We start from the raw sequence: 20,208 nt of genomic DNA on the forward strand, positions 1-20,208 counted from the left end.
CTACAGCAACTTGGTTGTTGCTATATATTCCAATGCCATTATTAATACTTTTTACATTGGTGTCGTTATTTAGAAAAAGGAGTGAGTGAACGTGGAACTAGCCACAATTATTACGTTTATCGTTTATTTAATTGGGATGCTCGTGATAGGGGTAGTAGCCTATAGGTTAACTAGTAATCTATCAGACTATGTTCTTGGTGGAAGACGATTAGGTGGAAGTGTAGCAGCGCTAAGTGCCGGTGCTTCTGATATGAGTAGTTGGTTATTACTTGGTCTACCAGGGGCAATGTACATTGGTGGAATGGGTGAAATATGGATTGCTGTTGGGTTAGCTATTGGTGCGTATTTAAATTGGCAGTTTGTTGCAGCGCGTCTTCGCACCTATACAGAAGTTGCGAATGATTCGATTACGTTGCCTGATTTTTTGGAAAATCGTTTTCATGATAAGTCGAAAGTATTGCGTATTATCTCAGCACTTGTTATTTTAGTATTCTTTGCTTTTTATACTTCTTCTGGACTTGTCGGTGGTGCTTTCCTTTTTGAAGCATCATTTGGAATGACGTACACGCAAGCTCTTTGGATTGGTGCGATTGTGATTATTTCGTACACATTTTTAGGAGGTTTTCTTGCGGTAAGTTGGACGGATTTTTTCCAAGGGATTTTAATGTTCCTCGCATTAATTATTGTTCCGCTTGTAGCCATCTCAACCATGGGTGGCTGGAGTGAAACGGTGAATGCTGTAGGAGCGATTGATCCTGCCTATTTAGATGCGTTCCAAGGAGCAACGTTTATTGGGATTGTTTCGTTGCTTGCATGGGGCTTGGGTTACTTTGGGCAGCCTCATATCGTGACGCGTTTTATGGCGGTAAAATCAGTGAAAGAAATTCCCAAAGCGCGTGCGGTTGGGATGACATGGATGGTGCTTGCTTTATTTGGCGCAATTTTTACGGGTTTTGTAGGGATTGCCTATTTTTCTGCCAATGGTCCGGGAGGCCAAGCGTTAGCGGATGGATCACATGAAACGTTATTTATTATGTTTACCCAAGTTCTCTTTAACCCATGGGTTGCAGGGTTTTTATTAGCTGCAATTTTATCAGCGATTATGAGTACCATTGATTCACAGCTACTCGTTTCTTCGAGTGCGCTTGCTGAAGATGTGTATAAAGGGTTTATTCGTAAGCAAGCGAGTGATAAAGAGCTTGTATGGGTAGGGAGAATCGGTGTTGTTGTGATTGCACTTATTGCGATCGCGCTTGCTTATAATCCAGAAAGCTCTGTTCTTGATTTAGTCGGATATGCGTGGGCCGGCTTTGGAGCTGCTTTTGGTCCTGTGCTAATTTTAGCTTTGTTCTGGAAACGGATGACAAGAAACGGAGCCTTAGCGGGCATGATTGTCGGAGGTCTGACGGTCATTATTTGGGCAGAGCTTGAAACGTGGTTCGGGTTGTCTGCTGAACAGTTTTCCATTCTCGGTCTCTATGAGATCATTCCTGGTTTTATTTTAGCTTGGATTGCAGCTATGGTCTTTAGTTATGTAGGAGATGGCCCATCTGCTAAAATGGAAGAAGAGTTTGAGCAAGCAAAAACGAATATGTAAAAACGGGTAAGGCGATGTTCTAAAACTGGTAGCGATCATTTCGGTGCCGTTTACTACTAAGTAGTGACTTCCCGCATTGATTTGGGCTTATCTCAATTGGCAAAAAGGCCATTTGGGGTAACCCCTTTTTTGGTTGTCTAACGCTTGTAATGATTGGGCTTTGTTGCCTATAGCAGGGTTATTTGGTATTATTAATCATATTGTCAAAATGATCGAATTTTTTCGGGGGTGAATAGTGATGTCACGAATCCAAGAGGAGCAAGTTAAGCATGTAGCAAACCTAGCAAGGCTTGCGGTAACAGAAGAAGAAACGAAAATGTTTACAGAACAACTTGATGCGATTATTACATTTGCAGAACAATTAAATGAACTAGATACAACAGGTGTAAAGCCAACCACTCATGTACTTGATATGAAAAATGTGTTGCGAGAAGATAAGTCGCAAAAAGGTTTGCCAGTTGATGAAGTTCTAAAAAATGCACCAGATCATGAAGACGGACAAATTCGAGTACCGTCTATTATAGAATAGTAGGGGAGGACAAGCTTCATGTCTTTATTTGACCACAAGATGTCAGAGCTTCATACAATGCTTCTAAACAAAGAGCTAAAAGTCTCTGACCTCGTTGACGAATCATACAAACGTATTGCTGAAGTTGATAGCAAAGTTAAAGCGTTTGTTACGCTTGATGAAGAAAGGGCACGCGCTTATGCCGCAGAGCTAGATGAAGCACTTAGCTCAAGCAGTGAGCGTGGCCTTTTATTTGGTATGCCGATTGGGGTAAAAGATAACATCGTGACAAAGGGTCTTCGTACGACTTGTTCGAGTCGCATTCTTGAAAACTTTGACCCTATTTATGATGCGACTGTTGTTCAAAAGTTACGAGATGCCCAGTCGATTACGATTGGGAAAGTGAATATGGATGAATTTGCAATGGGTTCATCAACCGAGAATTCAGCTTTTCAAGAAACAAAAAATCCATGGAATTTAGAAACCGTTCCTGGTGGCTCTAGTGGTGGATCAGCAGCTGCTGTTGCAGCAGGAGAGGTACCATTTTCTTTAGGTTCAGATACAGGTGGTTCTATTCGTCAGCCAGCTGCTTTTTGTGGAGTCGTTGGGCTAAAACCTACATATGGAAGAGTATCACGCTTCGGATTAGTGGCTTTTGCATCTTCACTGGATCAAATTGGTCCTATTACTCGAAATGTAGAAGATAATGCGTATCTGCTTCAATCAATTACTGGCTTGGATCCAATGGACTCCACGTCAGCCAATGTAGAAGTGCCTGATTTCCTATCTTCTCTAACAGGCGATGTAAAAGGGTTAAAGATTGCCGTTCCAAAAGAATATCTTGGTGAAGGTGTCCAAGAAGAAGTGAAGCAATCGGTACTAGACGCATTAAAAGTACTAGAAGCACAAGGAGCAACATGGGAAGAAGTATCCCTTCCGCACTCAAAATACGCGTTAGCAACATACTACTTAATCTCATCTTCTGAAGCCTCTGCGAACTTAGCACGTTTTGACGGGGTGCGTTACGGTTACCGTGCAGATAATGCAGAGAACTTGATTGAAATGTACAAGCAAACACGTGCAGAAGGTTTTGGTGATGAAGTAAAACGCCGGATCATGCTTGGGACGTTTGCATTAAGTTCAGGCTACTATGATGCTTACTATAAAAAAGCTCAACAAGTACGTACATTAATTAAGCAAGACTTTGAAAAAGTTTTTGAAAATTATGATGTAATTGTTGGTCCGACTACACCAACGCCAGCGTTCAAAATTGGTGAAAATACAAAAGATCCATTAACGATGTATGCAAATGATATTTTGACGATTCCAGTAAACCTCGCTGGTGTTCCAGGAATTTCTGTTCCTTGTGGTTTCAAAGATGGGTTGCCACTTGGACTTCAGATTATCGGAAAACATTTTGATGAAAGCACTGTTTACCGTGTGGCGCATGCATTTGAGCAAGCAACAGATTATCACACGCAAAAACCAACGTTGTAAGGGGGAGACGAGCAATGAGTTTCGAAACCGTTATTGGACTAGAGGTCCACGTAGAATTAAAGACAGAATCGAAAATTTTCTCAGCAAGTCCGAACCACTTCGGATCTGAGCCAAATGCAAACACAAGTGTCATTGACCTAGGATATCCAGGAGTTTTGCCAGTCTTAAATAAGAAAGCAGTTGACTTCGCAATGAAAGCTGCGATGGCTCTTAACTGTGAAGTGAGAACTGACACGAAGTTTGACCGGAAGAATTATTTTTATCCAGACAATCCAAAAGCTTATCAGATCTCGCAATTTGATAAACCGATTGGTGAGAACGGTTGGATAGAAATTGAAGTGGATGGCGTGAAAAAGCGTATTGGGATTACGCGTATTCATATGGAAGAAGATGCAGGGAAATTGACACATTCTGGCGGTGGCTATTCACTTGTGGACTATAACCGTCAAGGAACACCATTAGTTGAAATTGTATCAGAACCTGATATTCGTACACCGGATGAGGCGTATGCTTATTTAGAAAAGCTTAAGGCCATCATTCAATACACCGGTGTATCTGATTGTAAAATGGAAGAAGGGTCGCTTCGTTGTGATGCGAATATATCCTTGCGTCCAGTCGGACAAGAAGAATTTGGTACGAAGACAGAGCTGAAGAATTTAAATTCTTTTAACTTTGTACGAAAAGGTCTTGAGTATGAAGAGAAGAGACAAGAACAAGTTCTTCTTTCTGGCGGAGTAATTGAACAAGAAACACGTCGTTATGATGAAGCGGCAAATAAAACCATTTTAATGCGTGTAAAAGAGGGTTCTGACGATTACCGTTACTTCCCGGAGCCTGATCTTGTTGACTTGTATATTGATGAGGAATGGAAAGCGCGTGTTCGCGCAGACATCCCAGAGCTTCCAGACGCACGTAAGAAGCGTTATGTGGAAGAATTGGGCTTGCCAGCATACGATGCGACGGTTCTTACGTTAACAAAAGAAATGGCTGATTTCTTTGAAGAAACGGTAGGCAAAGGTGCAGGAGCAAAGCAAGCATCAAACTGGTTAATGGGAGAAGTATCTGCCTATTTAAATGCTGAGCAAAAAGAGCTTCATGAGGTAGCGTTAACACCTGAAGGTCTTGCGCAAATGATTCAACTTATTGAAAAAGGGACGATCTCTTCTAAAATTGCGAAGACCGTGTTTAAAGAACTTATTGAAGCCGGTGGAAATCCAGAGCAAATTGTAAAGGACAAAGGCCTTGTACAAATCTCTGATGAAGGCGAACTTCTTAAAATGGTCACAGAAGTATTAGATAACAACCCTAATATTGTTGAAGATTATAAAAATGGAAAAGAAAAAGCAATTGGCTTCCTTGTCGGACAAATTATGAAAGCATCAAAAGGAAAAGCCAACCCTCCAATGGTCAACAAACTATTGCTTGAGGAAATCGCAAAGCGGTAAGAGATAGTCAAATCTGACTCATAAAGCAGTGGCTTTAGTGAGTCAGATTTTTTTATGAAATAGGTGCAAGATTGTTCGATTTGCCCAATAGGCTTGAAGTAATGTACAATACAAGCAGTGATTCTTTGACAAAGTGTGGAAATTAATTCTGTTATTAAAGTAGGGGATCGGCAATGAAAAGAGCTCGACTTATTTATAATCCAACTTCCGGACGGGAGCAAATCCGAAAAAATTTAGCATACATTTTAGAACGACTCGAAACAAGCGGGTATGAAACATCCGCGCATGCGACGACAGGAGAAGGATGTGCGAAGCGAGCAGCTAAAAAGGCAGGAGAGAACGGCTATGATTTAGTTGTGGCTGCCGGAGGAGACGGAACCATTTTTGAAGTGGTGAATGGACTAGCGGACCTGCCTAAAAGACCGAATCTAGGTATAATTCCAGCAGGCACAACGAACGATTTTGCCCGTGCGCTGCACATTCCTAGAGATATTGAAAGAGCTTGTGATATTTTATGTGGAGAACATTTTGAGCCCGTTGATATTGGACGAGTCAATGACAAATATTTCGTGAACATTGCTGCAGGTGGATCGCTTACAGAACTTACGTATGAAGTACCAAGCAAAATGAAAACGGCTGTAGGGCAGCTAGCTTATTATATTAAAGGTTTAGAAAAACTACCGCAAATCTCGCCACAAATGGTTAAAATTGAATATGATGGCAAACTATTTGAAGGTGAGATTATGATGTTTCTCGTTGCCAATACTAACTCCGTAGGTGGCTTCGAGAAATTAGCACCTAAAGCCTCGTTACGTGACGGAATGTTTGATTTTATTATTGTTAAAAAACTATCTTTTCCTGAATTTCTTCACCTCGCAACACTTGCTCTGCGGGGAGAGCACATCCATCATCCTAAAGTGATGTATGTCCATGCAAACCGAATTAAGGTGCAAGTAATAGGAGATATGCAGTTAAATTTAGATGGAGAGTATGGCGGGACATTGCCAGCTGAATTTGTCAATATGTATCAGCATTTTCAAATGCTAACACCGAAGGACCGGAAGCAACGGAGATAGAAACTTTATTGTCAGAGAGCCTCTCAACAGTGGGAGGTTCTTTTTTATAGCTAAACAATGGATTGTGTTCGTTCATAACTCATGCTACAATTCTAATAAATAGTTAACTAAAAAATTTACTTATAAATTTACTTGAATGTGAGAAGGAGAAAATAGATGGCGACAATAAAGGATATCGCGGAGTTAGCGAAAGTTTCCACGGCGACTGTTTCGAGAGTGTTAAATAATGATAAAAACCTTTCTGTCACAAGTGAAACTAGAGACCGGATTATGGAGATTGCAAAAGAGTTAAATTACGTTCCGGTTCGAAAGCGCTTTACAGAAAGCAAATCTGTATCTATTGTAGGGGAAAGAGAAATAGGGATCGTTATGTTTTGTTCACCTGAATACGAATGGGAAGATACGTATTTTCTATCGATTCGTAAAGGGATAGAAAGTGAGTGCTCGGAAAGAGGATTGTTGGTAAAGAAGATTAGTCATAACTCAGGTGGTATGACAGATATTCAAATGAACCATCTTGACGGGGTAATTGTTGTGGGGATGATTAGTGAAGAAGATGAAAAACTTCTAGTTCAAAAAGTGAACCGCAATATTGTTTTTATTAACTATGTATCGAAAAATGACATATATGATGCGGTGATCATTGATCATGAAAAAGCGACCAAAGCTGCCTTGGAACATCTATTCTCTTTAGGACATACTAAAATTGGCTTTATAGGAGGGAGAGAGACAGATCAACACGATAATGAAATTATGGACCGACGTCAAAAAGCCTATGAAGAAGTAATGAAGAAACAGGGGCTTTATCAGCCCGAATATATGTATATCTCAAAACAGTTCCTCATTAGCGACGGATATGCATTGATGAAAAAGGCTGGTGAGAAAGAAGATTTGCCAAGTGCTTTTTTTATTGCTAGTGACGCAATGGCAATCGGAGCAATGAGAGCCTCGCATGAGTTAGGGATTAAAATTCCTGACGATATTAGTATAGTCAGCTTCAATGATGTAGAGATGGCTAGTTTTACCCAGCCGGCTTTAACGACGATTAAAGTGTATACAGAGGAAATGGGTAAGGCTGCTGTTAAACTTTTAATAGATCGCTTTGAAGGTAGAGAAATTCCATTTAAACTCGAGATTCCAACTAAGTTAATTGTGAGAGAAAGTAGTTGTCGCCTAACTAACTAATGAGAGTATTTTAGCAATTTATAAGTAATGTTAATGGAGCTTTTTACTAAAAAAAGCTCTTTTTGTGTTAATAATTAAAAAATTTTAAAAAAAAGCATTGATTCAGAGTGTAATATAGGTTATTATTTTACTTAATAAAGTTAATTAATTTACTAAACTAATTCAAAGGGCGAAATAAACAGTAGAAAAATTTTTTGTTATTGTTTGTAAGCGCTTCACATGTTTGGAGGGGATCCGGTAGAAGAACTCGTAGGTTGTGTTGCACAGTGATGAGAGAACAAATCTAATAAGATTGTAGGGGGATCATTATGAGAAAAATAGTTAGAACGTTTACTGGTATTTTGATGGGTGCAATGATGCTAACAGCTTGTGGAGGAGACTCTACTGGGTCTAGTAGTTCTAGTGATAGTCTATCGCTTTATTCTGGGGTGAATGAAGATGCTGAGAGGGAAGCGATTGAAGAACTTGCTCTTGCTTTTACAGAAGAAACAGGCATTTCAGTTGATGTAAATTTTCCAGGTACGGGTTACGAGGATCAGTTGCGAGTAAGAATGGCCTCAAATGATCTTCCTGATTTATTTGATACACATGGTTGGGCAGTGAATCGTTATGGTGAATATGTAGCCGATTTGAGTGATATGGATTGGATTGAACATTTTGACCAAGCGATGGCTCCGATTTTGAAAGACGAGGATGGCAAAGTGTATGCATTTCCTATTAACCAAGCAAAAGATGGCATTATGTATAATGCTAATTTGCTAGAAGAATATGGAATTGACTTGCCGACTACGTTTGATGAGTGGGTTCAAGCAATGGAGACGGTTAAAGAAAAAAGTGATGGAGAAGTAACGCCACTTTGGATTCCAGGGAGTAACCAATACACAATTGCACAAGTTTTAGATCAGTTATCTACGCCGCTACTTGTAACAGATGAGAGCAACAACTTTGAAGAAGATCTATTAGATGGCTCTTTTGATTGGTCAAACTATACACCACTGGCTGAGTTCTTAAAAGGGTTGCAAGAGAAAGACTTGTTAAATAAAGATGTACTAACTGCTAGTGAAGCTCAGAGAATTGAATTAATGGCTCAAAATAAAATTGCGTTTGCCTTCGCTAGTGGAGCGTTTGGCCCTGCGGTAACAGAGCTTAATCCAGAAATTCAAGTAGGAACAATCCCGGTTCCTGCCTATTGGGAAGGTGATGAGCCAAGCTGGATTGGTGGAGAGCGTAATACATTTGCTGTATTTAAAGATTCAGAAAAACTAGAGGAAGCCAAACAATTTATTGAGTTCCTTGCTCAACCAGAAAATGCAAAAAAATTAGCTGAAGCAACGTCTTTACCAGCTGGAATTACCAATGTTGAAACAGAAAACTATTACACGGAATTTTACGATAAGTGGGCTCACATTCAAATCCAACCATACTTTGATCGTGTTTACTTACCAAGTGGAATGTGGGATGTATATGCAACAACGGGTCAAGAATTACTAGCGGATACGTTAACGCCTGAACAAGTGTCTGCAGAAATGGAATCGGAGTATCTTCGTTTGAGAAATCAGTAGAGGTAACAAATGAGGTGAACGGGGGAGGGGGATACGAACTGCCCCGTTCTTCATACAAGATTTGATAGAAGATTTGGGATGGAACGTTATGAAAAGGAGTTGAGAATATGAGTCAAACCGTAGCGGAAAGAAAAGTCGCAGTAGCCAATAAAGCTCCAAAAGTAAAACGGAAAAAACAATCCTCCCTAATGTGGATGTATATCCCTGCTTTGTGCTTCGTTAGTTTGTTTATCATTTACCCTTTTTTTAATGGGATAAAAATTACATTTACAGATTGGAATGGATTTTCACAAAGTTACAACTGGGTTGGGTTAGAGCAATATAAAAGAATGTTTTCTGACCCTACAACGTGGCTTGTTGTGAAAAATACATTGTTATATGGAATTGGTAGTACGGTTTTTCAAACGGTCATTGGACTTTTGTATGCGTTGCTACTAAACCAAAGCATTAAATTAAAAGCCTTTACTAGAACAATTGTCTATTTGCCTGTTATTATTAGCCCTTTAATTATGGGGTATATTTGGTACTTTTTCTTTGCGTATCAAGGTGGTGCGTTAAATGATGTATTAATGTTTCTTGGATTTGAACCGATTAATGCTCTAGGAAATGCATCTTTTAATCCGTGGATTATCGTGTTAGTAAACACGTATCAGTTTGTCGGGATTGCGATGATTATTTATTTAGCTGGACTCCAAAGTATATCAAAAGACTATTACGAAGCAGCGACGATTGACGGGGCGTCAGCTTTTGCTCAATTCAAAAAGATCACTCTGCCATTACTAGCACCTGCGATTACAATCAATGTTGTTCTTAATGTTATAGGTGGCTTAAAGTTATTTGATGTCATTATTTCATTAACAGGTGGAGGGCCAGGGAATGCATCACAATCGATGTCTACGTTTATGTATTCTCTTTACTTTAGAAGACAGGACGCGGGTTATGCTGCTACTCAAGGGGTACTGATGGCAATGATTATTTTGATCATTAGTTTAGTTGCTCTTATTTATTTTAGACGGAAGGAGGTAGAGGCGTAATGAGTAAAATGAGCTCAACGAAAAAATGGATACTAACGATTATAGCTTTTGTCATTTGTCTCATTCATATCATTCCGTTCTATATTCTTGCGACAACGTCTTTAAAAGTAAGTAATGATTTTAGCTCAAGATGGGTATTTCCAGATTATTTTACACTTGAAAACTTTACTCGAGCATGGGAACGTGCCAATTTAACCAATGCATTTATGAACTCTTTTATTATCACTGTTGGGGCAGCAATTCTACTAATTTTAGTTGGATCGATGGCTGCTTATCCATTAGCACGTGTCAAAACGAAATTAAATAAAGTCGTCTATTATATTTTTATATCCATTATGGTGATTCCTCCATTAACAGCGTTGGTTCCTTTGTATCAACTGGTTGTAAATATGGGAATGGTGAATACGCATGAGATAGCCATATTCAATAATGTGGCGGCATACCTACCTTTAACCATCTTTTTGTACGCGGGCTTCATTCGTTCGACCATTCCGAAAGAATTAGAGGAGGCGGCCAAAATTGATGGAGCTAGTACATTAGGAATCTTTTTTAAAATTATCTTCCCGTTATTAAAACCAGTAACGGCAACGGTATTAATCATTGCGTGTGTGTTTATCTGGAATGATTACCAGTTTGCTATTTTCTTCTTGCAGGATAAGAGTGTACACACCTTAACGGTTACATTAGCAGGTTTCTTTGGGGAAAATCAAAACAATCTGAACTTAGTAGCGGCAGCGGCATTAATGGCGTCTCTACCAATGATTATTTTATTCCTTATTTTACAAAAGTACTTTATTGCGGGTCTTTCTTCAGGATCTGTAAAAGGATAAAACAAAAATCTATTAGTCTATTACTTATTTATAGAGGAGGACATCACATGTCTAAAATTACGTTTATTGGAGCTGGAAGCACGGTATTTGCAAAAAATGTGTTAGGAGATTGTATGTTTGTTCCTGCGTTAAATGGATTTGAATTTGCGTTACATGATATTGATGAAACGAGATTAAAAGATTCCGAGCAAATGCTGCTGAATTTGGCTCGCAAATATAACCCATCCATTACAGTGAAAGCTTATTTAGACCGTAAAGAGGCTTTGACAGGAGCAAAATATGTGATCAACGCTGTTCAAATTGGAGGGTATGAGCCAAGCACCGTCATTGATTTTGAAATTCCTAAAAAATACGGATTGCGTCAAACGATCGCAGACACGATTGGAATCGGAGGCTTGTTCCGCAGTTTACGTACGATACCTGTCTTGCTTGACTTTGCAAAAGACATGGAAGAAGTTTGCCCGGATGCATGGTTCTTAAATTACACAAATCCGATGGCTTCGTTAACGGGAGCAATGCTACGCCATACAAACATTAAGACGATTGGCTTGTGTCATAGTGTTCAAGTTTGTACGGACCACTTATTCAAATCACTTGATATGGATCCGACAGGTGTAGAAGAAAGAATTGCGGGAATCAACCATATGGCGTGGCTGTTAGAAGTGAAAAAGGATGGAAAAGACCTTTACCCAGAAATTAAGAAGCGTGCAAAAGAAAAGCAAAAAACAAAGCATGATGATATGGTTCGTTTTGAGTTAATGGATAAGTTTGGATACTATGTAACAGAGTCATCGGAGCATAATGCTGAATATCATCCATACTTTATCAAAGATCGTTATCCAGAATTAATTGACCGCTTTAATATTCCGCTAGATGAGTACCCACGTCGTTGCGTAAATCAAATTCAAGAGTGGGAAGATATGCGCGAGGAAATGGTGAGTAACACGCAATTAACGCATGAAAGATCACATGAATATGGATCATACATTATTGAAGCAATGGAAACGAACGTACCATTTAAATTTGGGGGCAATGTGTTAAACACAGGTCGATTGATCTCCAATTTACCAGAGAATGCGTGCGTGGAAGTGCCTTGCGTGGTAGACCGAAATGGAATTATGCCATGCTATGTTGGTGATCTACCTGAACAACTGGCGGCGCTGAATCGTACGAATATTAATACGCAGTTACTTACAATTGAAGCTGCTACCACTTTGAAGAAAGAACATATTTATCAAGCGGCTCTTTTAGACCCACATACAAACTCAGAGTTATCGATGGATGATATCATTGCTTTGTGTGACGATCTTATTGAAGCGCATGGGGATTGGTTACCGAAGTACCGCTAAACGTTTGTGAGCAACCATTGGGAAGAGGAATCCCGATGGTTGCTTTTTGATTTGGTTATTGGTTTGGTTGCTGAGACTGCTGAAGTTGTTGAGTCGTTTGTTGTAACTCTTGCTGCACTTGCTGTACTTGTTGCTGTTGAAGTGGTTGAGGGCTACTTTGAGCTTGTTGTAATTGTTGAGTAGCTTGTTGCAATTGCTGCTGGGCTTGTTGGATGGCTTGTGGGTTAGCCTGTTGCGTAGCTTGCTGAACAGCCTGCTCTGCTTGTTGGATAGCTTGTTGAGCTTGGCTTACGGTTTGTTGAGCCTGTTGAACGGCTTGCTGAGCTTGTTGAGCTTGTTGGTTTTGTTGCATGGAAGATCCCCCTAATTGTAATGTGATGGTCTTGCTCTCATAGCTTGCCTTTTAAAATGGAACTGATACCGAGTGTATTATTGCTTTTTATTACATTAACTGACTAAAGCTAAATAGAATGAAAAGGACCTGCAATGTAAAAAATAAACTAATAAGAAAAGAGTAAGAGCGAGTAGAATTTCGGTATATAAATGAGGTATGGTACAATTTATATCAGAAATAGAGGAATAAAGGACGGAAACCAAATGACGAGCAAGCAAGTACCAGTAAAGAAGAACGACCAGCTACAAGTTACAATAGAAGATTTAACACATGAAGGAGCGGGTGTGGCAAAAGTTGATGGCTATACATTGTTTGTGCCTAACACATTACCAGGCGAGCTCGTTGATATTAAGGTTATAAAAACAAACAAAGGCTATGGCTTTGCCCGGTTGCTTGATATCAAGAAAGAAAGTGAGCACCGTGCAGAACCATTATGTCCGGTTTACCACCAATGTGGCGGATGCCAGATTCAGCATTTACATTACGATGCTCAACTTCTATCTAAGCAAAAGCAAGTGAAAGACGTACTCGAAAGAATTGGTGGATTAAAAGACGTAACGGTGCACCCGGCACTTGGGATGGAGCATCCTTGGCGATATCGTAATAAGGCGCAAGTTCCAATAGGGGAAGAAGGAGGCCTTGTTATTGCTGGCTTCTATCAAAAAAGAAGTCATCGGATCATTAATATGGATGAGTGTTTGATTCAACATGAAGAAAACGACCAAATCATCCGTGTCGCCAAAAGCATTGCCAACAAGTATGGCATCCGAGCGTATGATGAAGAAAAACACCGCGGGACGTTACGACATGTCGTTGCGCGAAAAGGAAAAGTAACAAATGAAGTGATGGTCGTATTTGTTACGAGAGGGAAAGAATTACCGAATAAGAAGAATATCATTGAAGAAATTCAAGAGCAAATCCCCAATGTAAAGTCGATCGTTCAAAATATTAATCCGAAGCGAACGAACGTTATTTTCGGTGATGAAACGAAGGTACTTTGGGGAGAAGAATACATTCACGATTATATCGGTGACATCAAGTTTGCCATCTCAGCCCGCTCTTTCTATCAAGTAAATCCAGAGCAAACAAAAGTGCTCTATGATAAAGCATTAGAGTATGCTAATTTAACGGGACAAGAAACGGTTATAGATGCCTATTGTGGCATCGGTACCATTTCCCTTTTCTTAGCTCGACGTGCTAAGCATGTGTATGGGGTAGAGATTGTCCCTGATGCCATTGCCGATGCAAAACGAAATGCAGAGTTAAACGGTATAACAAACGTTGATTTTGCTGTAGGAGAAGCGGAAAAAGTCATGCCGTGGTGGTACGCTCAAGGCATTCGTGCAGACGTTGTGGTTGTCGATCCTCCAAGAAAAGGCTGTGATCAAGAATTACTGGATACGATTCTGTCCATGAAGCCAAAGCGTGTCGTTTATGTCTCCTGCAACCCAGCTACCCTTGCAAGGGATTTGAAGGTGCTAGAAGAAGGCGGCTATGTGACGAAAGAAGTGCAGCCGGTGGACATGTTCCCGCATTCATCGCATATAGAAAATGTCGCAGTACTTGAAATGAAAAATTGATTAAAGGAGCCTAGATGGCTCTTTTTCTTATTAGGCAAGCTAGAAGGTTAACATCAAGTGTCTGAAGGACAAAGGTAGGTTAAAAATTGAAGTAATTGTCCTTCATTAAGCTGATGAAGGACAAAAGCGGGTTGAATGTTGGAGGAATAGTCCTTCATCAAGCGTCTGAAGGACAAAGGCGGGTTGGAAATCGAAGGAATGGTCCTTCATCAAGCGGTTGAAGGACAAAAGCGGGTTGAAAATCGAAGGAATAGTCCTTCATCAAGCGTCTGAAGGACAAAAGCAGGTTAAAACTTGAAGGAATGATCCTTCATAGTATTAAAATTAGAAAGTCTAATGTATCTGAAGGTATTTGAATAAAATAAACAAACGTTCGATTAGTTTGAAAAGAAGTGCTTAAACATGGTATAAGTGTTAATGAAACAGGAACATTCTGCTTGTGGAATTTTGGGATAACGGGTTGGTCTGTGTCCCATAATGAGAGGATTTGAGTTTGAAGATGATGGATAATTTTTGGCGTGATTTACCACGACCTTTTTTTATACTAGCACCAATGGAAGATGTGACGGATGTTGTATTTCGCCATGTCGTAAGTGCTGCAGCTAGGCCTGATGTGTTCTTTACAGAGTTTGCAAATTCGGAAAGTTATTGTCACCCAGATGGAAAGCAAAGTGTGCGTGGGCGTTTGACTTTTACAGAGGATGAACAACCTATTGTCGCTCATATATGGGGAGACAAGCCTGAATACTTTCGGCAAATGAGTATTGGTATGGCGAAACTTGGTTTTCGAGGGTTGGATATCAATATGGGTTGTCCGGTGCCTAATGTGGCACAGAACGGGAAGGGAAGTGGCCTGATTCGTCGTCCGGAGGTTGCTGCAGAATTAATACAAGCAGCAAAAGCAGGAGGATTGCCCGTAAGTGTAAAGACAAGACTTGGTTACACGGATGTAGACGAATGGCGGGGCTGGTTAACACACATATTGGAACAAGATATTGTAAATCTTTCCATTCATCTGCGTACAAGAAAGGAAATGAGCAAAGTGGATGCTCATTGGGAGTTGATCCCCGAGATTAAAAAACTTCGTGACGAGGTGGCACCAGATACACTATTGACGATCAATGGCGATATTCCTGACCGTCAAACGGGGTTGAAGCTCGCCAATGAATATGGTGTGGATGGGGTTATGATTGGGCGCGGAATATTTCATAATCCGTTTGCTTTTGAAAAAGAGCAGAAAGATCATAGTAGTCAGGAATTGCTTGATCTCTTAAGATTACATCTAGATCTTCATGATAAATATTCTGAATTAGGGCTACGTCCGTTTAAGGCTCTTCATCGCTTCTTTAAGATTTATGTCAAAGGATTTCGAGGGGCGAGTGAACTAAGAAATCAACTAATGAGCACAGAATCAACAGATGATGTGCGTGAAATGCTTGATCACTTCGCGTCAAAGAATGGATAGAATGAGGAAGAAGCAGGGCATTAAACAGGTGTGTGCCTCCACTTTCATCTATAGTAAAAAATATAATGTGTAGAACGACTGTAAAAAGAGGCAACAACTCCTATGGGTGTTGCCTTTTTGCGTTTTTATAGAAAATCAAAATTATTTCAAAGATCCCTTACGAAAATCCTCTTACCTCTATATATACATAATGAAAGACTTACAACATAAAAGCAGGAGGTTTACAATTGGCAAAATTCTACATGGTTCAATGGTTCTGGAGTAATTTGGAAAGGATGACTACGATCTTTTTATACATAAGCTCACCAATTTGCAGGTTACCAAGATGAGCAATTATCAGATAACGAAAAAGTGGGCAAGGATCATTCTCTAGCTGAATATGTTAGGTATGCAGTGACCAATCCGTCGATTCGGGAACTGTACACTAGCTTTTACTTTGAAAGTGACGTAACGTCGACGTTGAGTGGACAATAAGAAGAAAAAGAAGAAGAAAAAGAAGAAGAAAAAGAAGAAGAAAAAGAAGAAGAAAAAGAAGAAGAACAACAACAACAACAACAACAAAAACGTGTCACGGTATATTCGGATTCTACAAGAAAACAAAGAAGTGCTGAATCTGTGTATTGTAAAGGTGATTGTCTGTTGGCTAGAAGAGTTAGTTCAGAAGTCGTGCTTGTGGATAGACACACGGAAAAACATGAAGGAGTTTTCATTACCTTTTCTTTTATGTCCGTACACTATTCTTTTCACCTTTTTAATTCATCTTCAAGAGAGAAGGTTTCCAATGAAAACCTTCAACACTTCCACTCAATGGGACTAATTGTTAATTAAGTATATACAGACCTTCTTAACTTGTGCGATAATTATGAAAAATCATAAAGCGAGGGGAATTTTGTGATGGCGACTAAGAAATCTGTCATTATTGCCGGTGGAGGAATCGGTGGGCTTGTTACTGCCTTGAAACTTTACCGCGGTGGTGCGTCAGTGCGTGTGTTTGAAAGTGTGCAAGAAATTAAAGCGTTAGGAGTAGGAATTAATCTTCTCCCGCATGCCGTACGTGTTTTGACTGAGCTTGGATTAGCGGATGAACTAGAGAAAGCAGGAATAAAGACGGCAGAATTAAAGTACTTCTCCAAATTTGGTCAGGAAATATGGCAAGAGCCTCGTGGATTTGCTTCTGGATACAAGTGGCCGCAATACTCGATACACCGAGGTAGATTACAAATGATTTTATATAACGCTGTCAAAAAAGAATTAGGGGAGGACGCTGTCATTACTGGGCATCACCTCAGCTCTTTTGAACGTTATGATGATCGCGTTGAAGTTTATTTTACAGATAGAAAAACGGGTGAAAAACTAGGTACCTATCAAGCTGATATGCTCATAGCAGCAGATGGCATTCATTCCGGAGTTAGGAAATCATTTTATCCGAATGAAGGCGAGCCGAAATTTAGCGGCCGAATTTTATGGAGGGGGCTGACAGAGTCGACGCCATTTCTTACAGGTAAGACTATGATCATGTCAGGTCATCAGGATCAAAAATTTGTCGCTTACCCTATATGTCCTGAAGCACTAGCAAGTGGGAGCGCGCTCGTTAACTGGATTGCAGAATTAACGATCAACGATGAAGCACCCCCTCGTAGCGATTGGAATAAAAAAATTGATAAACAGAAGTTTGCCCCAGCATTTTCAAATTGGAAGTTTGATTGGCTTGATATTCCAAAAATCATTGAAGATACGCATGAGGTTTATGAATTTCCGATGGTTGACCGTGATCCGTTGCCACAATGGAGTTTTGGAAGAGTAACGTTACTAGGTGATGCGGCACATCCGATGTACCCGATTGGATCGAATGGGGCTTCGCAAGCGATTCTTGATGCGGACGCGCTAGGAATAGCGTTAGCGAAAGAGCCTAATGTAGAAAATGCTCTTCGTGCTTATGAGGAAGCTCGTCTTGAGCCTACAGCTTCAATTGTAAGAAGTAATCGCAAAAACGGACCGGAAAGTGTCATGCAAATCGTGGAAGAGCGTGCACCAAACGGGTTTGAACGTTTGCACGATGTCATTTCTCAAGAAGAACTTGAAAACATTTCAAACTCCTATAAGAAAATTGCTGGATTTGATAAAGAGAGATTAAATAAAGTGTATGTCTAGAAAAACTAGTTTCAAAAGAAATGGGCTACTAGAACAAATAGATAAGGAGTAAACCAATGGCATTATATAAACGAAAAGACGGAGAAGAACTTCCTTACTGGCCAATCGGTCCTTTCAAATTCAGGCTTCCGCTCATTCATTATCGACTGGAAATGCCCGAAATGATCCAAGGCTTCGTTTTATTTTCAATTGGATTAAGTATCATCCCGGTTTTAGAAAATCATGTAGGGATGTCCTATGATGCGGCGCTTGCGGTTGTCATTGTTTTTCATTTGCTCATGCTTGTTCAAACGGCTCTTGGGACCCCTTTTGTTCCAGGTCTGATTACACCATTGATTCCGTTACTTGTCATTTTTCTAGGGAATTTTGAGCCGGGACCTGAGGCCATCCAAGCCTTAGTGGCCGTACATATATTAGTCGCGCTCATATTTTTGATTTTAGGAATTACGGGAATCGGAAAAACGATTGTCCACAAACTGCCAGGATCATTAAAAGCGGGAATCTTAATTGGAGCAGGATTGGCTGCTTTAATTGGTGAATTTCAACCAGGAGGACGTTTAGCTGAAACACCCATTTCATTAATCATTGGTGGACTTTTTTGCTTGTTTATGATGTTTTCAAGTTTTTACAAATCGTTATACCAAAAAAGTCAAATCGCTAGAGTGATAGCGAACTTTGGTATTATGCCCGCGATTTTAATAGCTATTTTTATTGGTTGGGTCGTAAAAGAATATCCATCACCTAATGTAGAGTGGGGAATTACCGTTCCTAACTTTGCTGAAATGTGGAATTACACGCCTTTTGTTGTTGGCTTTCCTAGTATGGAAGTGTTTATGCTAGCCATTCCGATTGCCATCATGGGATATATTATTGCTTACGGAGATATCATTGTTGGAACGACTCTTGTTGAGCGTGCCGATCATGTCAGAAAAGATGAGATTATTGATTATGATGTAACCAAGCTGCATCTTGTTGCTTTTTTAAGAAATTTTGTTCATGGCTTGTTTGCTCCACACGCAGGACTAGCGGGTCCAATCTTTACCGCTGGGACAGCTTCTGTGGTGGAACGTTATACATATGGAAGAAAAGCGATGGAGTCAATCTATTCAGGGACGAATACACTTGTACTCTCGTTAACAGCAGGGTGCTTTATTCTTCCTTTAGTCACCCTGTTTCAGCCCTTCTTGCCGATTGCGCTATCAATCACGCTTATTTTAACCGGATATTTATGTATAACTTTAGGCTTAAGCTATGTTAAGACAGACGTAAGTAGAGGGGTGGCAATGGTTACAGCTATTGTGCTGGCTACTTACGGAGCTACACATGCTTTAATTGTTGGAATTGTACTCTACTTTATTCTAGAGAAGAAGCTCAGCAGAAATAGTGATTCTGATCAGAAAGCTGCATAAAAAGGTTGGTATTGTCTAGTAACGTATAAATGATCCTGTTAGTTTATCGCTAGCAGGATTTTTCATAAGAAAAAAAGGAGTGGTAGCATATGATTACGCATATTGTACTTATTAAGTTTTCTAAAGAGGTAACGGATGCGCAAGTGGATACCTTAATTGAGAAAACGTTAAAATTAAAAGAGGAAATACCAGGAATTATTGAGATTCATCAGGGACGAAATTTTTCAGATCGAAGTCAAGGTTACGAAGTGGGAATGACCATTAAGTTTGAGAACAAACAAGCTCTTGAGAATTTTGGCCCACACCCGAAACATTTAGAAGTGGTAGATTATCTTAAAAGTGAGCTTGGGCTAGCGGATATTATTGTTGTAGATTTTTAGTAGGGTGAAATTAAATGGAAAACTGTTACGGGTGCCTGTTTAAGGAACCAAGTTATATATGAACAAATAAGTATAAAGCCGATGAAGGACAGAGTAGATCAGAACTAGTGAGGAGATGTCCTTCAAAGAGCTGATGAAGGACAAAGTAGAATCGAACTAGGGAGGAGATGTCTTTCATAGAGCTGATGAAGGACAGAGTAGACTTGAACTAGTGAGGGGAAGTCCTTCATGGAGCCGTTGAAGGACAAAGTAGATTGATTTGAGATATATAAATGGTGATTTATTTGATGTTTAAGTTTAACGAATGATAATTTATGGTTATTTAAAAGAATTTATGATAAGTTATTAAAGCTGCTCAAATTTATTTCAAAAAAGCAGTTGCAGGGAACGGACCTGTGTGATATATTATTCCTTGTCGCTAATAACGACAGATAAAACAAGTTACGAAAATCAAAAAATATTTTTAAAAAAATAGTTGCACAGAATTAAGTGGTGTGCTACAATGAATCTTGTCGCCGATACACAGGTGACAAAAAAACGAGTTCTTTGAAAACTGAACAAAAGCCAAGCGAAAAGAGATACATGATATCTCGTCAATTTTTTCTTATCATTTTATTAAAAAAATGATGAAGTATCGTTAGCGATACATTTTGAGCTAATCAGCTTACCATTTTTATGGAGAGTTTGATCCTGGCTCAGGACGAACGCTGGCGGCGTGCCTAATACATGCAAGTCGAGCGGACTGA

General features: G+C 39.8%; 16 protein-coding genes and 1 rRNA gene. 16 read left to right on the forward strand and 1 reads right to left on the reverse strand.

Annotation, left to right across the window (positions count from 1 at the left end):
- Positions 1–91: 91 nt before the first annotated feature.
- From putP to melA, 10 genes are all read left to right on the forward strand, one after another.
- Positions 92–1,597, forward strand: a complete 1,506-nt coding sequence (gene putP, locus N0O92_RS19975; RefSeq protein WP_315616404.1) for a sodium/proline symporter PutP — start codon at positions 92–94, stop codon at positions 1,595–1,597.
- A 238-nt stretch (positions 1,598–1,835) separates the two neighbouring features.
- Entirely contained in the window at positions 1,836–2,126 is a 291-nt protein-coding gene (gene gatC, locus N0O92_RS19980; protein ID WP_315616405.1) for an Asp-tRNA(Asn)/Glu-tRNA(Gln) amidotransferase subunit GatC, read from the forward strand.
- 18 nt (positions 2,127–2,144) lie between these two features.
- Positions 2,145–3,602 (forward strand): Asp-tRNA(Asn)/Glu-tRNA(Gln) amidotransferase subunit GatA, encoded by a 1,458-nt coding sequence (gene gatA / locus N0O92_RS19985; RefSeq protein ID WP_315616406.1) that lies wholly within the window; start codon positions 2,145–2,147, stop codon positions 3,600–3,602.
- Positions 3,603–3,616: 14 nt separating this feature from the next.
- Complete coding sequence (gene gatB / locus N0O92_RS19990; RefSeq protein WP_315616407.1) at positions 3,617–5,047, forward strand: Asp-tRNA(Asn)/Glu-tRNA(Gln) amidotransferase subunit GatB; 1,431 nt, start codon at positions 3,617–3,619, stop codon at positions 5,045–5,047.
- A gap of 173 nt (positions 5,048–5,220) precedes the next feature.
- Complete coding sequence (locus N0O92_RS19995; protein ID WP_315616408.1) at positions 5,221–6,123, forward strand: diacylglycerol kinase; 903 nt, start codon at positions 5,221–5,223, stop codon at positions 6,121–6,123.
- A gap of 156 nt (positions 6,124–6,279) precedes the next feature.
- Positions 6,280–7,308, forward strand: a complete 1,029-nt coding sequence (locus tag N0O92_RS20000) for a LacI family DNA-binding transcriptional regulator (RefSeq protein ID WP_315616409.1) — start codon at positions 6,280–6,282, stop codon at positions 7,306–7,308.
- Positions 7,309–7,616: 308 nt separating this feature from the next.
- Positions 7,617–8,870, forward strand: a complete 1,254-nt coding sequence (locus N0O92_RS20005; protein ID WP_315616410.1) for an ABC transporter substrate-binding protein — start codon at positions 7,617–7,619, stop codon at positions 8,868–8,870.
- Positions 8,871–8,977: 107 nt separating this feature from the next.
- Positions 8,978–9,904 carry a carbohydrate ABC transporter permease gene (locus N0O92_RS20010; protein WP_315616411.1) on the forward strand — a complete coding sequence of 309 codons (927 nt, stop codon included), beginning with the start codon at positions 8,978–8,980 and terminating at the stop codon, positions 9,902–9,904.
- 8 nt (positions 9,905–9,912) lie between these two features.
- Positions 9,913–10,734: a carbohydrate ABC transporter permease gene (locus N0O92_RS20015; protein ID WP_396334566.1), complete on the forward strand. Its 822-nt coding sequence runs from the start codon at positions 9,913–9,915 to the stop codon at positions 10,732–10,734.
- Between the two features lie 47 nt (positions 10,735–10,781).
- A complete protein-coding gene (gene melA, locus N0O92_RS20020) occupies positions 10,782–12,083 on the forward strand; it encodes an alpha-glucosidase/alpha-galactosidase (protein WP_315616413.1) in 1,302 nt (433 codons plus the stop codon).
- 55 nt (positions 12,084–12,138) lie between these two features.
- Here the strand turns inward: melA and N0O92_RS20025 are convergent, their stop codons facing one another.
- Positions 12,139–12,435: a hypothetical protein gene (locus tag N0O92_RS20025; protein WP_315616414.1), complete on the reverse strand. Its 297-nt coding sequence runs from the start codon at positions 12,433–12,435 to the stop codon at positions 12,139–12,141.
- A 245-nt stretch (positions 12,436–12,680) separates the two neighbouring features.
- On the opposite strand from N0O92_RS20025, the gene rlmD reads away from it, so the two are divergent.
- The 6 genes from rlmD to N0O92_RS20055 all read left to right on the forward strand — a co-directional run.
- The gene (rlmD, locus tag N0O92_RS20030) at positions 12,681–14,057 is read left to right on the forward strand and encodes a 23S rRNA (uracil(1939)-C(5))-methyltransferase RlmD (protein ID WP_315616415.1); all 1,377 of its coding nucleotides are present in this window, start codon (positions 12,681–12,683) and stop codon (positions 14,055–14,057) included.
- A gap of 499 nt (positions 14,058–14,556) precedes the next feature.
- The gene (locus tag N0O92_RS20035; protein WP_315616422.1) at positions 14,557–15,522 is read left to right on the forward strand and encodes a tRNA dihydrouridine synthase; all 966 of its coding nucleotides are present in this window, start codon (positions 14,557–14,559) and stop codon (positions 15,520–15,522) included.
- Between the two features lie 894 nt (positions 15,523–16,416).
- Positions 16,417–17,673 carry a flavin-dependent oxidoreductase gene (locus tag N0O92_RS20040; protein ID WP_315616416.1) on the forward strand — a complete coding sequence of 419 codons (1,257 nt, stop codon included), beginning with the start codon at positions 16,417–16,419 and terminating at the stop codon, positions 17,671–17,673.
- A gap of 56 nt (positions 17,674–17,729) precedes the next feature.
- The gene (locus tag N0O92_RS20045; protein WP_315616417.1) at positions 17,730–19,082 is read left to right on the forward strand and encodes a xanthine/uracil/vitamin C permease; all 1,353 of its coding nucleotides are present in this window, start codon (positions 17,730–17,732) and stop codon (positions 19,080–19,082) included.
- A gap of 89 nt (positions 19,083–19,171) precedes the next feature.
- Positions 19,172–19,462 (forward strand): Dabb family protein, encoded by a 291-nt coding sequence (locus N0O92_RS20050; protein ID WP_315616418.1) that lies wholly within the window; start codon positions 19,172–19,174, stop codon positions 19,460–19,462.
- Between the two features lie 672 nt (positions 19,463–20,134).
- Positions 20,135–20,208, forward strand: a 16S ribosomal RNA gene (locus tag N0O92_RS20055); the annotation flags it as partial.

Origin of the sequence: Alkalihalobacillus sp. MEB130, assembly GCF_032335535.1 — a bacterium.
Taxonomy (GTDB): domain Bacteria; phylum Bacillota; class Bacilli; order Bacillales; family Bacillaceae_D; genus Halalkalibacter.

Excerpts from the sequence above, each read along its gene's own strand:
- N0O92_RS20015 (WP_396334566.1), top strand. The coding sequence starts at position 9,913 with ATGAGCTCAACGAAAAAATGGATACTAACGATTATAGCTTTTGTCATT.
- N0O92_RS20025 (WP_315616414.1), bottom strand. The coding sequence starts at position 12,435 with ATGCAACAAAACCAACAAGCTCAACAAGCTCAGCAAGCCGTTCAACAG.
- N0O92_RS20010 (WP_315616411.1), top strand. The coding sequence starts at position 8,978 with ATGAGTCAAACCGTAGCGGAAAGAAAAGTCGCAGTAGCCAATAAAGCT.
- gatB (WP_315616407.1), top strand. The coding sequence starts at position 3,617 with ATGAGTTTCGAAACCGTTATTGGACTAGAGGTCCACGTAGAATTAAAG.
- N0O92_RS20040 (WP_315616416.1), top strand. The coding sequence starts at position 16,417 with ATGGCGACTAAGAAATCTGTCATTATTGCCGGTGGAGGAATCGGTGGG.
- gatC (WP_315616405.1), top strand. The coding sequence starts at position 1,836 with ATGTCACGAATCCAAGAGGAGCAAGTTAAGCATGTAGCAAACCTAGCA.
- N0O92_RS20045 (WP_315616417.1), top strand. The coding sequence starts at position 17,730 with ATGGCATTATATAAACGAAAAGACGGAGAAGAACTTCCTTACTGGCCA.
- rlmD (WP_315616415.1), top strand. The coding sequence starts at position 12,681 with ATGACGAGCAAGCAAGTACCAGTAAAGAAGAACGACCAGCTACAAGTT.
- N0O92_RS20050 (WP_315616418.1), top strand. The coding sequence starts at position 19,172 with ATGATTACGCATATTGTACTTATTAAGTTTTCTAAAGAGGTAACGGAT.
- N0O92_RS20000 (WP_315616409.1), top strand. The coding sequence starts at position 6,280 with ATGGCGACAATAAAGGATATCGCGGAGTTAGCGAAAGTTTCCACGGCG.
- N0O92_RS20035 (WP_315616422.1), top strand. The coding sequence starts at position 14,557 with ATGATGGATAATTTTTGGCGTGATTTACCACGACCTTTTTTTATACTA.
- melA (WP_315616413.1), top strand. The coding sequence starts at position 10,782 with ATGTCTAAAATTACGTTTATTGGAGCTGGAAGCACGGTATTTGCAAAA.
- N0O92_RS20005 (WP_315616410.1), top strand. The coding sequence starts at position 7,617 with ATGAGAAAAATAGTTAGAACGTTTACTGGTATTTTGATGGGTGCAATG.
- gatA (WP_315616406.1), top strand. The coding sequence starts at position 2,145 with ATGTCTTTATTTGACCACAAGATGTCAGAGCTTCATACAATGCTTCTA.
- N0O92_RS19995 (WP_315616408.1), top strand. The coding sequence starts at position 5,221 with ATGAAAAGAGCTCGACTTATTTATAATCCAACTTCCGGACGGGAGCAA.